General features: G+C 58.1%; 12 protein-coding genes. 6 read left to right on the forward strand and 6 right to left on the reverse strand.

Features of this window, described 5'->3' with window-relative positions; translation table 11 throughout:
* Positions 1-127: 127 nt before the first annotated feature.
* Positions 128-1558, reverse strand: coding sequence for a pyridine nucleotide-disulfide oxidoreductase (locus BMY73_RS03150; protein WP_062380867.1), 1431 nt, complete (start codon positions 1556-1558; stop codon positions 128-130).
* A 925-nt stretch (positions 1559-2483) separates the two neighbouring features.
* On the opposite strand from BMY73_RS03150, the gene BMY73_RS03155 reads away from it, so the two are divergent.
* Positions 2484-2798 (forward strand): hypothetical protein, encoded by a 315-nt coding sequence (locus tag BMY73_RS03155; protein WP_062380865.1) that lies wholly within the window; start codon positions 2484-2486, stop codon positions 2796-2798.
* A 20-nt stretch (positions 2799-2818) separates the two neighbouring features.
* Here BMY73_RS03155 and BMY73_RS03160 read toward each other — a convergent pair whose 3' ends face one another.
* The 3 genes from BMY73_RS03160 to BMY73_RS03170 form a co-directional block, all read right to left on the reverse strand.
* Entirely contained in the window at positions 2819-3235 is a 417-nt protein-coding gene (locus BMY73_RS03160; RefSeq protein WP_092404975.1) for a hypothetical protein, read from the reverse strand.
* A 353-nt stretch (positions 3236-3588) separates the two neighbouring features.
* Complete coding sequence (locus tag BMY73_RS03165) at positions 3589-3852, reverse strand: DUF1652 domain-containing protein (protein ID WP_062380862.1); 264 nt, start codon at positions 3850-3852, stop codon at positions 3589-3591.
* Positions 3853-4219: 367 nt separating this feature from the next.
* The gene (locus BMY73_RS03170; RefSeq protein ID WP_062380860.1) at positions 4220-4696 is read right to left on the reverse strand and encodes a GNAT family N-acetyltransferase; all 477 of its coding nucleotides are present in this window, start codon (positions 4694-4696) and stop codon (positions 4220-4222) included.
* A 413-nt stretch (positions 4697-5109) separates the two neighbouring features.
* Between BMY73_RS03170 and BMY73_RS03175 the strand changes: the two genes are divergently transcribed.
* Positions 5110-6042 carry a hypothetical protein gene (locus BMY73_RS03175; RefSeq protein WP_092404977.1) on the forward strand — a complete coding sequence of 311 codons (933 nt, stop codon included), beginning with the start codon at positions 5110-5112 and terminating at the stop codon, positions 6040-6042.
* A gap of 175 nt (positions 6043-6217) precedes the next feature.
* Here BMY73_RS03175 and BMY73_RS03180 read toward each other — a convergent pair whose 3' ends face one another.
* Positions 6218-7087 (reverse strand): LysR substrate-binding domain-containing protein, encoded by an 870-nt coding sequence (locus BMY73_RS03180; protein ID WP_092404979.1) that lies wholly within the window; start codon positions 7085-7087, stop codon positions 6218-6220.
* 108 nt (positions 7088-7195) lie between these two features.
* Between BMY73_RS03180 and BMY73_RS03185 the strand changes: the two genes are divergently transcribed.
* Positions 7196-7912 (forward strand): haloacid dehalogenase type II, encoded by a 717-nt coding sequence (locus tag BMY73_RS03185; protein WP_092404981.1) that lies wholly within the window; start codon positions 7196-7198, stop codon positions 7910-7912.
* 10 nt (positions 7913-7922) lie between these two features.
* Complete coding sequence (locus BMY73_RS03190; RefSeq protein WP_092404983.1) at positions 7923-8723, forward strand: aldolase; 801 nt, start codon at positions 7923-7925, stop codon at positions 8721-8723.
* Positions 8724-9106: 383 nt separating this feature from the next.
* Here BMY73_RS03190 and BMY73_RS03195 read toward each other — a convergent pair whose 3' ends face one another.
* The gene (locus tag BMY73_RS03195) at positions 9107-9868 is read right to left on the reverse strand and encodes an SDR family oxidoreductase (protein ID WP_092404985.1); all 762 of its coding nucleotides are present in this window, start codon (positions 9866-9868) and stop codon (positions 9107-9109) included.
* Positions 9869-10115: 247 nt separating this feature from the next.
* Between BMY73_RS03195 and BMY73_RS03200 the strand changes: the two genes are divergently transcribed.
* Both BMY73_RS03200 and BMY73_RS03205 read left to right on the forward strand, forming a co-directional pair.
* Entirely contained in the window at positions 10116-11120 is a 1005-nt protein-coding gene (locus tag BMY73_RS03200; protein WP_062380852.1) for an NADP-dependent oxidoreductase, read from the forward strand.
* A gap of 148 nt (positions 11121-11268) precedes the next feature.
* Positions 11269-13425 carry a TonB-dependent receptor gene (locus tag BMY73_RS03205; protein WP_092404987.1) on the forward strand — a complete coding sequence of 719 codons (2157 nt, stop codon included), beginning with the start codon at positions 11269-11271 and terminating at the stop codon, positions 13423-13425.
* Positions 13426-13760 lie beyond the last annotated feature (335 nt).

The raw sequence follows: 13760 nt of genomic DNA on the forward strand, positions 1-13760 counted from the left end.
TCTATCCAACAGTGGAATGATGGCCAACATATTGTTGATCAGTGCATCGATACATGGGTCGTAGACGTTCGCACAAAAAAAATCCCGGAGCGCGCCAGACGGTCCGGGACAGGTGTTGCAAGGAGAGTCAGGATTGCGCGTTGGCCATTGCAGGCCAGAGGAACGGTTGGCGCTGCTCTTCGCGGTTGACGACCAGCCGACGACTGAGGCTGACAGGCTGGATCACTGGTTGTTGCAGGCGCGCGAGCACCGCATCGATGACAGCACCACTGGCGTCATTGTGGAACTGCCACACGCCATAGATACGGCCGTCAAACGACGCCTCGCTGCCCAGTCGTGGGTCAACGCCGAGTCCCGCGCCGAGACCAAAGAGGTGCATTCCGTACAGGCGCTGACCGTTGCTGTCGAGCGGACAGCCAGAAGGATCGGAATCCAGACCGCCCTTGACCTCCATCAGGCTGATGGCGGCGCCACCCGCATAGGTCAGCGTCGGCAGCAGGGGCTGATAGCCGGTGCATTGCACCACGACCTCGGATTCGGCCAAGGCTTGCCGCGCACGCTCTAATTGACCTTCAGGTCCGTTCTGGGTCTGCAGCAGATGCACGCGCACCCCGGTTTTGCCAATACGGCCGCACGCCAGTGCCTCACGCCCAACATCCAGCGCACGGTAACGTAATCCGCCCGAGCGGTTGACGCGCCCAGAGACCGGGCACACGTCCTTCACCGGATCGAAGGCATAACCCGCCTCAATGGCTGCCTCGGCGGTTTCATAGAACAAGCGGATCGGTGAACGGTGCACCAGGGTCACTTCACTCAGGCCGGCAAACTCCAGCGCATCGGCCAGATTTTCCAATACCGAAAACGCGCTGTGTGACCCGCCGACCACGCTCACCCGGCCGTTATGCGCCAGGGTCGGAGCGAAGAGGTTGCGCAATTGCACGCCGTTCATGCGCAGCAGTTCATCGGCACTCTGTACCGTGGCAGATGGCGGCACCGCCAGGCCTTGATCGGCCAGGCTGTTGAGCAAATGACGTGGATCCTGACGGCCACCCAGATTGAGCACGACGGCCCGGCAGCGGATTCGGCGACTGCGGCCTTCCGATTCAACCCACACCTGATATTCGTCGTCTTCATGCACCACTTCGGTAATCGTCGTGCTCGTCCACAGCTTCACACCGTAATGCTCGACGATGAAATTCAATACCAGCGTCGATGCCTCGGCCAGCAATTCGGCGACGTCGGAAAGCTGAGGCGCATGTTGGGCCTGACGGCGGATACGCCAGTAGGCCGCCGAGTGCTCGAGGGGCTCGAACACGTCCCGCAATGCAGGGTCGCGCAAACAATCGAGGAACACGTCGCCCACCGAGTTGGCTGTAATCCGGTAATCACCCAAGCGGCCGGTGCCGGGATTGGGGCTCGCATCGACAATGATCAAGCCTTCCTTGGCCAATTCGGGCATGGCGCCGCTTTTCAACGCATTGAAAAGCAACCCCATGCCCGCAGGTCCGGCTCCCCCTACTACACAACCACAAACGGTTTCCAGATGATCTCCATACATAATCGTAACTCCAAACTTAGTCGATGCATTGAGCGCGCCCAAACTGTTCTTGGGCCCTGAATAACAGGCACAACTAACCGCCCGTTCTGACGCGACTTCCTTTTATGTCGAACCGGGTACATACAACCTGAGACGGGTGGAATGTGGGCATGACTACCGTCACGGCTGACAGTGAAGGCAGTCGAAATTCAAAACGAAGGAGTCACACTCACTTCAGGGTTCGCAGGCGCATTGAACAAGCGACATGACCACCTGCTTTCGCCTGACCATGAAACACTGCAACTATGGGAGGTTGATCGGCGGCGGGCCGGTTTACCGAACGCTGACGGACGCTACCGCCCTTTCAGCAAGCGCTCTGGATCGGCTGTTTCATCCATGCGGTGAAAGCGCCGAGCATCCATTACAAACGGTTGCGAAAGAAAAAACGGTACGGTGATAGTTTCAAAAAACACTCAAAGTGTCAAATTTTCGAGAATTTGCCTTATATCGGATTTTGTAACTGCAAACCATTGATTAATATGAGTTTTATTTTTTGACGCCGTAATTTTACGTTGAAGACGCTGCATCATTCATTTTTAACATCAAACAATTACTTTTTTTGGGAGTCATCCAACTAAGCGACGATGTATCTTTCTTCTCATCCCTAGCGGAGTTGCCAGTTTTTTGTCGCGCCATAAATCGGCTAAATGCTTTTAAAAGGCACGTCGACCTCGTGTTATGCAGTTCACTGCTGCTCATTTTTTTATGGCGCCGTATTTCCTACACGCGGCGGTTATCCAGCGTTCACGCGTAGATCGCGCACCGATGAACGGTCACACCTGCGGGAGAAAAATACAGAACTATTTCAGACGGATCGGCCTCCATTATCAGGCTTATGGCCGCTTTCAACTGATAGAGCTTTCAAACTGACATAGAGGTCGCTGACATGAATGCTGAGAAAAACCTTCGGTCAAGCATTGCCGAGATCGATTATTCCCGCGACACCCTTTTCGGGCCTATACCGATGCAGGCCACTTGCCGGGTGAGGCTGGCGACGGTCGAGCAGGACGGGCATACCTTGCGGGAGCTGACCATTATCGGTGATGTGCCAGATTACCTGCCCAAGTCGGCGATCATCCGTATTGCACTGGATGGCAGGATAGAAGCCGGTCCGATTCGCGAACATTATGCGGCCGACGAAGAGGGAGAAGAACGCTTCAAATTGCTGTTCGAAAATGAGCACCGTCGCCGGGTGCATTGATTGCGCGAGAAGAAGGTCGATCAGTTTTGCACGGCAGGTCGCACGTCTTTCTGAGCATTGGCGTGCAGATTGGTTTCCTGGAGATTCAGTCCCTGACCGAGTGATGCATCGCCCTCCTTTTCCTCAACCTCTCTGATCGAGTAGTGAGCGGGGTCCGACCCTGCTTCGTCTCGATAGCGCAGCCCATCGAGCCTGGGTGCCGCATCAAGGACCGGATCCTTGGGAAGCAGGCGCTGGCGTTCCAGCGCAGTCATCGGTGGCTGGAAGCTGGCGGTTCTGGCCTCGAGCCGTTGCAGCATGACCGTGATGATGGCCACGCACACCACCACAACCCCCATCAGCGAACTCACACCCCACAACACTCTGCGTCGGCGAATCATTCGTCTTGAATCGTCATCGTCCGGCAGTCCCAGGTCATTGGGCTGATGATGCGCCATGCATACCCCTCGAGAGTGAACAGGCTGGCGTTCAACCGCCAGCACCGGCCTTAAGATAAAAGGTAAATGCGCGCTTTGCCAGAGTCATTTCATACGTCCCCAGAGGCATGTCCGGAGTTGACAGGATTAGCAAGCCTATAAAGTGCGGGACTGCTCCGCCGATCCATTGATATATCGAAATGGAAAAGTCACAGAATTTCCTGCAGTACTCACGCGTTTGGCTGCACTCAGTTATAACTGTTCATGCTTTTGAAGGTATGGCACGACAACAATAAGCAGTCGAAACCGGATACAACAACGCCCATGATAAGCAATGCATCATGGGCGTACGGGAGTGAAGCGAGAAATAACGATCAACTGGCCAGCGCATGCCGTTGCAAGTGGCGGCCGTTGCTGAGGTTGGCGCGAAGCTCGGAAATCAGCTCGCACAGCGCCCGACTGGTGTCCAGCCGATCCAGCGCAATGCCGCTGGCCAGCATTTCTACGTGCTCGGTCACCGGATCGATGACCTCAACGGTCATGGCGCCGTCCAGGATGGTGCAATTGCACCGCATGGGCAAAAACGCACTTTCAATTATGCTGCGCAGTTCAAGGTTAGAGAGTGTGCATGCAATCATCAGCGATATCCTCCAGAGGCGGACCCTGTCACCACATGTATGTGGTTCGCCTCGCGCGTGTTATTAATGGCTTCCCTGTGTCGACTATCAAGTTCTCTTCGTCACGACGTTTAGATGAAGGGCGAATAATTAACTTATACGCCCCGCCCAACACTGACGCAAATGAGCCAATCAACAGACCCGGATCCGGAAATGACTCGACTGCTTCTGAGAAAAAACGTTTCATTAGGCATAACGTGCAGATAAAAAGCGGTGTTTTTATCCAGATAGAAATTCAGGTGTGATCGCTGGGAAGCGCGTGAACAACGTTTTTGGGGCAACCATTCGTCGGCCGATCTAAACATGACCGACGAATGACAGTTGGCGCCTATTCTCGGGGAAGGCGCAGGTGGATGAGTGCAACACGGGCACCCCTCTTATCCTGGCGTTCTTCAATCGCAAAAGGCTTGAAGCCCAGTTTGGGATAGAACAGCAGGCCGGGGACGTTGTGATTGAAACAGGAGGCCGTCAACTCTTTCGCCTCATGCTTACCGAACGCGAGCTCCATCATGCAACCGATCATGTAGCGTCCGACGCCCTTGGACCGGGCGTGTGGCGCAATGATCACATTGCCCATCGAGCAGCGTCCACGAAAGTCGTACCGCGAGAAGTTAGCGAAACCGACCACCTCCCCGTCCAGCTCAATCACCGTGTTATCCGAACGCTGTTCGATCGCGTCACGGAGCTGCGCGGGCGTCAGTGGAAAAACCGCCTTGGGGAACATGTAAAACAGCTCGTCAACACTCTGTGGCATGTCGCACACTGCCGGGATGTCTTTTTCTTCCAGGGGACGATGTAGAAACATGACGGTTAACCTCTCGAAGAAACGGGCGCTGAGCGAAACTATAGGTCATAGAGTGGCACGAAGACATTATCAGACGATCTGAATCGTGCATTTATCTGTTAAAGCGGTGATCGCCCTATGGCGATGCTGACCGTATAGGACAACATTTCCAGAAGAATAGCTGCAAAGTGTTTCCTCCTCATCCAAACCGGTGCGAGAAAGCCGGTGCAACCCCTTGAGCCGATTGAACTTACTTGAACCGGGCATAACGCCTGTGCCAGTTGAGCCGTTCATGCAATTTGCATGAACCAGATGTTTCATTTTGAAAGCAACCCTTTGATATATATAGCTATTTCATAAATGAACGATATGGCACAAGCACTGCAACCTTCCCATCCGAAGTCTTACTACTATTCGCATGGAGCTGCATAACAATGAATGTCTCGCCTGATTCTTATCCTGCCGCCGTAGAAGAACCCTCCTCAGTCTCGGGCGTGTCCTGGGGCGCTATCCTGGCCGGTGCCGCAGGCGCCGCTGCATTATCCCTGATACTCGTTTTGCTGGGCTCCGGTCTTGGTTTCTCGGCCATGTCGCCTTGGGCCAATGAAGGGGCCAGCGCGAAAACCCTCGGTATTTCCACCGTTGTCTGGCTCGCATTGACGCAAATAGTTGCGTCCGGACTGGGCGGATATCTTGCCGGTCGTCTGCGTGTGAAGTGGTCCAACATGCATGGCGATGAAGTGTATTTCCGCGATACGGCACACGGCTTTCTGTCGTGGGCCATCGCGACCCTGGTGGCCGCCGTGCTGATCGTCGGTTCCGTGAGCGGGCTGGTGGGCAGTGGCGTCAAGGCCGGTGCAAGCGCGGTGGCCGGTGTAGCGGGCACCGCCGCCGTCGCCGCAGGTAGCGCTGCCGGCAATACCAGTGGCGATCAATATGGCTACTTCGTCGACACCCTGTTTCGTGACGATCGTCCTGCTGCTGTGAGTGACGACGCTGCACGCGGCGTGGTGGTGCGCATCTTCACCAAGACCCTGGCCAATGACGGTCAATTGGCCCCTGAAGACCGCAACTACCTGGCTCAACTGGTCGCCCAACGCACCAACCTCAGTCAGGCGGACGCACAAGCGCGCGTCGATCAGGTCTACGCCCAGGCAAAACAGGCTGTTGCCGATGCCAAGCTGAAAGCACAACAGGCCGCTGATACTGCCGCCAAAGTGGCGGCGATGAGTGCGCTATGGACCTTCGTTGCGCTGCTTTGCGGTGCGTTCGTAGCCAGCCTTGCCGCTATCTGGGGTGGCCGTCGTCGCGATGCCGTGACGTATGTCGAAACCCGTGCCTACGCCCCGACTTCCAACATCCGCTGAGTACAAGGAGAAACGCTATGCGCTCATTACTGCTGTGGTTCCTGGGTGTGCCTATTCCCGTGATCATCCTGATTGCACTGTTCATGCATTGACCGCGTCGTAGACATCCGCGTGGCGTCCTGAGTATCTGGCAGGCCCACGCGGATTTTTTGTCTGGAATCTGGCACCTGACCGGTCAATTTACAGTCATCGCCTTCTTCATATATTCCACCAGCGTGCGCTGCACGTCCGTCAGAAGACGGTTCCCCGCGATCAATGCCAATTCACTCGCAGGCACCGGCGCGAACCCTTCCTCCTCGCTCAACGGGCGATGGTCCGCCAACATCGCCGATGCAGGCAGCAGACTGATCCCCAGCCCTGCCGACACTGCCGCTTGAATGCCCACCAGGCTCTGACTGGCAAACGCCACGCGCCATCGTCGGCCGGATGATTCCAGAGCATGCACGATGCGGTTGCGATAGATACACCCCTGCGGATACACGACCAACGGCACGGGGTCTTCAATGATCCGCACCGCTCGACCGGCGACCCAGTTCACCTGCTCCGGCCAGCTCGCCAACGCGGGTTCGTCTCTCTGAGACTGACGCGAAGGAAGGTCCCGCTTCACAAGCGCCAGATCGATCTCTCTGGCCTCGAGCCGCGCATGCAGGTCGATGCTCAGGCCATTGACAGTGTCCAGACGGATACGCGGGTATTGCCGCGCGAATCCGGAGAGCAGAGTCATCAGGCGCTGCACGTCGAAATCTTCGGGCACGCCGAGTTTGACCACGCCCATGTCATCCCCGCTACACAGCACGCTGTGCGCTTCCAGGGACAACGCCACCAGGCGACGGGCATAGCCCATCAGGCGCTCGCCGTCCTCGGTGAGCTCAATGTGCTTGCTCGCGCGCTGACGCAATAACAGCGGCCGTCCCAGTTGCTCCTCAAGCTTGCGAATCTGCTGGCTGACCGTGGATTGCGTACGATTGACCCGCTCCCCTGCCTTGGTGAAGCCGCCGGCGTCGACCACCGAGACAAAGGTGTGAAGCAGTTCTAAATCAAACATGGAACGCCCATACATTCAGATATCAAATTATTTTTTCAATTTAATTTAATTTTACCATGCAAGCCATCGCTACCTAGAGTGGGCCATACACCCACTGAGCACGCGGAGTTGACCATGACCACTTCCCCTACCCGGCCGCGCTGGCTGACCTTTGATTGCTACGGCACCTTGATTCAATGGGACGAAGGCCTGCTCGACTGCGTTCGTGGCCTGCTGCAGCACAAAAGCCGGACGGACCTGGATGCCGATCGTCTCATCGCCGTCTATGACCGCCACGAACATCGACTGGAACAAACGCCTCCCTACCGCTCGTTCGCTGACATCTCGAGATTGTCGATGTCCCTGGCACTGGAAGCGCTGGGCATGCCGTTCGAGCCGGAAGATGGGGAACGTCTGATCCGGCGCATCGGCAAGATGCCGCCTTTTCCCGAGGTGGTTGCCACGCTCAAATGGCTGAAACAGCAGGGCTTCATGCTGTGCATCGTCTCCAACACCGACGACGACATCATCGCCGGGAACGTCGCGCAACTGGGCGGGTGCATCGATCGGGTCATCACCGCCCAACAGGCGCAGGCTTACAAGCCGAATCATCAGCTGTTCCTGCATGCTCACCAGCAACTGGGCGTTGGCATCGATGACGTACTGCACATCTGCGCCAGCCCGCATCTGGACCTCGAAGCCGCCAAGGGCATGGGATTCCGTTGCGTCTGGATAGATCGCGGGACCCGTCGCAAGCCGCTCCCGGACTACACGCCCGATGCGACACTGCCGGATCTGGCACACGTTCCGGACTACCTTCGCAGCCTGGGCTGGGCAAACGAATAAGGAGAGGTTCATGGCGCACGATCTGCGTGTTTCCGGTGGTCAGCTACAGGCTGGCGATGACAGGCGTTATCCCCATCTGACCACCCCTGAGGTGCGGACAGCCCGCATCGATCTCGCGGCCAGTTTTCGCATGGCGGCGCGACTGGGTTTGAGCGAGGGCATCTGCAATCATTTTTCAGCGCTGGTGCCCGGTTACCCAGAACTTTTTCTGGTGAATCCCTATGGGCTGACCTTCGCAGAGATTACCGCGTCGAGCCTGCTGGTCTGTGACTTCGACGGCAACGTGATCATGGGGGATGGCAAGCCGGAGGCGACCGCCTTCTACATCCACGCGAGGTTGCACCTGCATAAGCCACGCGCAGTAGCGGCGTTTCATACCCACATGCCCTATGCAACAGCGCTGGCGATGCTGGAAGGCGAGCCGTTGGCCTGGGCGGGCCAGACCGCGCTGAAGTTTTATGGGCGTGTGGCGGTGGATGAGGATTACAACGGCCTGGCACTGGACAATGCGGAAGGTGATCGCATTGCAGCCTCGATGGGGCAGGCTGACATTGTGTTTTTGAAAAACCACGGGGTGATGGTCACGGCGCCCAGCATCGCTCAGGCCTGGGATGACGTGTATTACCTGGAACGGGCGGCCGAGGTGCAGCTCAAGGCAATGAGTTCCGGGCGTGCGTTGAAAGTGATCGATCAGGAGGTGCTGCTGCGTACAGCGCGGCAGATGAATGAGGAGGATGCCGAGAGTGCGCGGTTGCATCTGGAGAGCGTAAAGCGCGTGTTGGCCAGAACTGAACCGAATTTTGTTGATTGATGGGTTGGAGCGGTTGCGTGCGGATCGGTAATTTTGTGATGCCGCTGGCTGTTTTTTGGTTCTGACTGCCGACAGCAGCGTTCCCTGCTCTGCGTGGGAAGGCCTGTCCAGACGCCCGGCGTCCAGGTTGACGCAGAGCGTCAGTCACCGCGTTACCACGCGGAGCGTGGAAACGATCATGGCCTGTCAGGAGCGCTGCGCACTTTGCGCTGTCTGGGGCATGAACACGTGCGGATGGCCAAACACAAAACCTGTGGGAGTCAGCTTGCTGACGAATGCGGTGCGTCATTCATCCTGGATGTGTCTGAACAACCGCATTCGTCAAACGCCGCTCGCCAACCGGAACACAGCAGTTGCGGGCAACCCATGTTCGATCTATGGAATCAAAAAGCCGTAACGCCGCCATCTACCGCCAGTGAATGACCAGTGGTGAAGGCTGCGCCGTCGCTGCACAGGTACAACACGGCGGCAGCGATTTCTTCGACTTTGCCGATCCGGCCGACCGGGTGCATGGTCGCGGCAAATTCGGCTTTGCGCGGGTCGGCTTCGTGGGCGCGGCGGAACATGTCAGTGTCGATCACCGCCGGGCAAACGGCGTTGACCCGGATCTGCTTCTTGGCGTATTCGATGGCCGCCGATTTGGTCAGCCCGATCACGGCGTGTTTGGACGCAGCGTAGATGCTCATCTTCGGCGCGGCACCCAGTCCGGCGACGGAAGCCGTATTGACGATGGCGCCACCGCCCTGCGCCAGCATGACCGGCAACTGGTACTTCATGCACAGCCACACACCTTTGACGTTCACGCCCATGATCGCGTCGAATTCGGCTTCGCTGCCCTCCGCCAGACGGCCTTTTTCAATCTCGATGCCGGCGTTGTTGAACGCGTAGTCCACGCGACCGAACGCTTCCACGGCCTTGGTCATCATCTGCTGCACGTCCGCCTCTCGGGTGACGTCGCACCGCAGGAAAAGGGCTTCGCCGCCAGCCTGGCGAATCTGGTCAGCCGTCCTCTCCCCGCCGTCGGCATCCAGATCGACAGCCACCACCTTCAGGCCCTGTTCGGCAAAGGCCAACGCTGTCGCCCGACCAATGCCTGCGGCCGCGCCGGTGATCAGCGCCACCTGTCCAGAAAACGTCATGCTCATGGAATCGTCCTGTGTTGTCGTTTTTATGAGGAAGGCGTGCAGCCTGTCGCGAGGGAGTTTAGTCATGGGATCAGGCAACCGGTCAGCACTATCAAAGCCCCGGTTACGGGATCATGAGCGGTGGTGATGGAGTCCATGTATCAGCATCATCGGCATGGATCGTCGCGCATTCGCCTGGCGGTCTTTGCTTGCCCATCCCCGATTCCACGTCTAACACTGACCTTTCCCTTCCTTTCAGGAACCTGCCATGACTGCGCTGAACAACCGCCAATTCCTTCTCGCCCGCCGTCCGGTGGGGCCAGCAAGCCGTGATGACTTTACCTTTCAGACCGTGCCCGTTGCCGAGCCTGCATCCGGGCAGATCGTGGTGAAAAACGAATACCTGTCTCTGGACCCGGCGATGCGCGGCTGGATGAACGAGGGCAAGTCGTACATTGCGCCGGTCGAACTGGGCGCGGTGATGCGAGCGCTGGGTGTGGGCAAGGTCATTGAATCGCAGAACCCGGCATTCGCGGTGGGCGATTACGTGCAAGGCGTTGTGGGCGTGCAGGACTATTTCGTCGGCGAGCCAAAAGGCTTCCATAAAGTCGACCCTAAAGTCTTGCCGCTGCCGGTGTACCTCGCGGCACTGGGCATGACTGGCATGTCCGCGTATTTCGCCCTGCTGGAAGTGGGTCAGCCGAAAGCAGGCGAGACGGTCGTCATCTCGGGTGCCGCAGGTGCGGTTGGCAGCGTGGCCGGGCAGATCGCCAAGATCAAAGGTTGCCGGGTGATCGGCATTGCGGGTGGCAAGGACAAATGCAAAACGCTGATTGACGAGTTCGGTTTCGATGGCGCAATCGATTACAAGGCCGAAGACATTCACGCCGCACTGAAACGCGAATGCCCGAAAGGGATCGACGTGTATTTCGACAACGTCGGCGGCGACATCCTCGATGCCGTGCTGACCCGACTCGCCTTGAAAGCGCGCGTGGTGATCTGTGGCGCAATCAGTCAGTACAACACTCAGGAAGCCGTCAAAGGCCCGGCCAATTACCTGTCCCTGCTGGTGAACCGCGCCCGGATGGAAGGTTTCGTGGTCATGGACCATGCCGAGCATTTTCAGCAGGCAGGCATGGAGATGGCAGGATGGCTGGCACAGGGCAAGCTCAAGAGCAAGGAACACGTCGTCGAAGGGCTCGAAACCTTCCCGGAAACCTTGCAGATGCTCTTCAAAGGAGAGAACAACGGGAAGCTCGTGTTGAAGGTTTAAGCACCCAGAAAAAAGGTGAAACGGATGTAAAAAAATATTTTCAAGTGATAACAGTTCGCAATCACTTCCTGCTAGCATCTGCGCCGAAGAAACATTCGCATCGCCAGGGAGGCTTTTCGCAGACTAGACATCTACAGGAAGCTTCCCAATGGCCCTACGCCTCCCTTCCCGCCCGACCTTACTCGCGCTGTGCTGCTCGGTCAGTGTCAGCGCCCATGCCGCCGATCAAACCATCGAATTGGGCGCGACGGCCATCGATGCTCAAGCCCTTCAGCAGACCCCGAGCGCATTGCCCGAAGCGTTTGCCGGGGGCCAGGTCGCGCGTGGCGGGCAGATGGGCGTGCTGGGCAATCAGGACAACATGAGCGTGCCGTTCACGATGACCAGCTACACCTCGAAGATCATCGAGGACCAGCAGGCTGAAAACGTGGGCGATGTCCTGCTTAATGATCCGTCGGTGCGAATGTCCGGCGGGTTCGGCAACCAGTCCCAAGCCTTCGTGATTCGTGGCCTGCCGCTCAACGGCGACGACATTTCCTTCAACGGGCTGTACGGCGTGTTGCCACGGCAGATCATCTCCGTTGACTCGGTGGAGCGGGTCGAAGTGTTCAAAGGGCCTAACGCGTTCCTCAATGGCGCCAGCCCGACGGGCACCGGCCTAGGCGGCAGCGTCAACCTGCAACCCAAACGGGCTGAAGACATCCCGACTCGCCGTTACACCCAGGACATCTCCACCGACGGCCGGGTCGGCGAGCACCTGGATGTCGGCCAGCGCTTCGGTGAGGAAAACCGATTTGGCGCGCGGTTGAACCTGAGTCAGCGCGAAGGCGAAACCGCCATCGACGACATGGATCAGCGCTCGAAGCTGTTCATTGCCGGGTTGGACTATCAGGGAGATCGGTTCCGGATTTCGACCGATTTCGGCTACCAGAAGGAGCGGATCAATCACCTGCGCAATAACGTGCGACTGGGCACAGGGCTGACCAGCATCCCCCATGCCCCGGATTCGGATCATAACTACGGTCAGGACTGGAGCCACCAGGAAACTGAAGACACGTTCGGGATGTTCCGCGCCGAATACGACCTCAGCGACAGTTGGACGGCCTATCTGGCAGGCGGCGGCAAGCACACCCGCGAGACTGGCGTTTATGGCACGCCCGTCCTGACCAATGCGGCAAATGGCAATGGCACGATCAGCGCGTCCGACACAAACCATAACGAGGACAATGGCACGGTCATGGCCGGTGTGAACGGCAAGTTCCAGACCGGGCCGATCAGCCACCAGATCGCACTGGGCGCGGCGAGCATATGGACCCGCCAGGAAAACGGGTACATCTTCTATAACAGCGCACCCACCAATATCTACACCACACCCTCGATCGCAAAGCCAGGCACGCCCACCCTTGTCGGAGGCGATATGGGCGATCCGGACCTGGCCGGCAAAACACGCAATCGCAGTCTCGCGCTGTCCGACACGCTGGGACTGTTCGATGATTCGCTGTTGCTGACCTACGGCGTTCGTCGCCAACAGTTGCGAGTCGAGAACTACAGTGTGAACACGGGCGCTCGCACGTCACTCTACGACGACGGCATCACCACGCCGGTTTACGGCATCGTGTACAAACCTACGGACACGGTGTCGCTCTATGCGAACCGCATCGAAGGCCTTGCCCAAGGCCCGACGGCCAGTGGCAATGTGGTGAACATCGGACAGGCATTCCCGCCCGGCCGCACCAAGCAATATGAGGCCGGCGTCAAGCTGGACACCGGTACCTTCGGCGCGAATCTGGCGGCGTTCCGTATCGAAAAGCCCTCAGACGGCTTCATCGAGGGCAACCTGTTCGTGCGCGAAGGCATGCAAGTCAACCGGGGCATCGAGTTCAGCGTGTTCGGCGAACCCCTGGACGGCCTGCGCCTGCTGGCCGGTGCCACCCGAATGGAATCGAAGCTCGAAGACACCGCGGGCGGCGCCAACGATGGCAACCATGCGGTGGGCGTCCCGACTTTCCAGATGAACGCCAACGTCGATTGGGACGTGCCAGGCTTGCAAGGCGTAGCGCTCAACGCTCGCTTCCTGCGCACCGGAGGGCAGTATGCCAATCCAAGCAACACGCTCAGCCTGCCAACCTGGAACCGCTTCGACGCGGGCGCGAGGTATGCGTTCAAGGTCGCACAGAAGGACGTGACCTTGCGCGTCAACGTCGAGAACATCGCCAACAAGGACTACTGGGCCTCGGCCAACGGCGGTTACCTGACCCAGGGCGATCCGCGTCTGGTGAAGTTTTCGGGCACCGTCGATTTCTGATTTCGTCCGTTTTGCCGGAGCGGTAACGGTAGGAGCCGGGTATAGGCGAAGGCGTTGAGTCAGCCCGAAAAATGTTGACTGGCAGCACGCATTCGCCAGCAAGCCGGCTCCCACAGATCAGGTGGTGCCTGCGCTCTGAGCAGCCACGCCGCCCCTGTAGGAGCCGTCCGAGGTTACGAGGGCCGCGAATGCGGTGTGTCAGTCACTGTGGATGGTGCCGACCCATTGCATTCGTCGAAATGCCGCCCAGACCCAGCTCACTCCCACAGATCTGGTGCCGAACAGGAGTTGCCTGCGCGCTGAGCATCCACCCCGCCCCTGCCGTGCTGAAATTT

The sequence above is a fragment of the Pseudomonas sp. NFACC02 genome, assembly GCF_900110765.1.
In the GTDB taxonomy this organism is placed as follows: Bacteria; Pseudomonadota; Gammaproteobacteria; order Pseudomonadales; family Pseudomonadaceae; genus Aquipseudomonas.

Bases quoted from the DNA above. Each gene is read 5' to 3' on its own strand.
- BMY73_RS03180 (WP_092404979.1), bottom strand. From the start codon at position 7,087: ATGTTTGATTTAGAACTGCTTCACACCTTTGTCTCGGTGGTCGACGCC.
- BMY73_RS03200 (WP_062380852.1), top strand. From the start codon at position 10,116: ATGACTGCGCTGAACAACCGCCAATTCCTTCTCGCCCGCCGTCCGGTG.
- BMY73_RS03175 (WP_092404977.1), top strand. From the start codon at position 5,110: ATGAATGTCTCGCCTGATTCTTATCCTGCCGCCGTAGAAGAACCCTCC.
- BMY73_RS03155 (WP_062380865.1), top strand. From the start codon at position 2,484: ATGAATGCTGAGAAAAACCTTCGGTCAAGCATTGCCGAGATCGATTAT.
- BMY73_RS03205 (WP_092404987.1), top strand. From the start codon at position 11,269: ATGGCCCTACGCCTCCCTTCCCGCCCGACCTTACTCGCGCTGTGCTGC.
- BMY73_RS03190 (WP_092404983.1), top strand. From the start codon at position 7,923: ATGGCGCACGATCTGCGTGTTTCCGGTGGTCAGCTACAGGCTGGCGAT.
- BMY73_RS03165 (WP_062380862.1), bottom strand. From the start codon at position 3,852: ATGATTGCATGCACACTCTCTAACCTTGAACTGCGCAGCATAATTGAA.
- BMY73_RS03170 (WP_062380860.1), bottom strand. From the start codon at position 4,696: ATGTTTCTACATCGTCCCCTGGAAGAAAAAGACATCCCGGCAGTGTGC.
- BMY73_RS03150 (WP_062380867.1), bottom strand. From the start codon at position 1,558: ATGTATGGAGATCATCTGGAAACCGTTTGTGGTTGTGTAGTAGGGGGA.
- BMY73_RS03195 (WP_092404985.1), bottom strand. From the start codon at position 9,868: ATGAGCATGACGTTTTCTGGACAGGTGGCGCTGATCACCGGCGCGGCC.
- BMY73_RS03160 (WP_092404975.1), bottom strand. From the start codon at position 3,235: ATGGCGCATCATCAGCCCAATGACCTGGGACTGCCGGACGATGACGAT.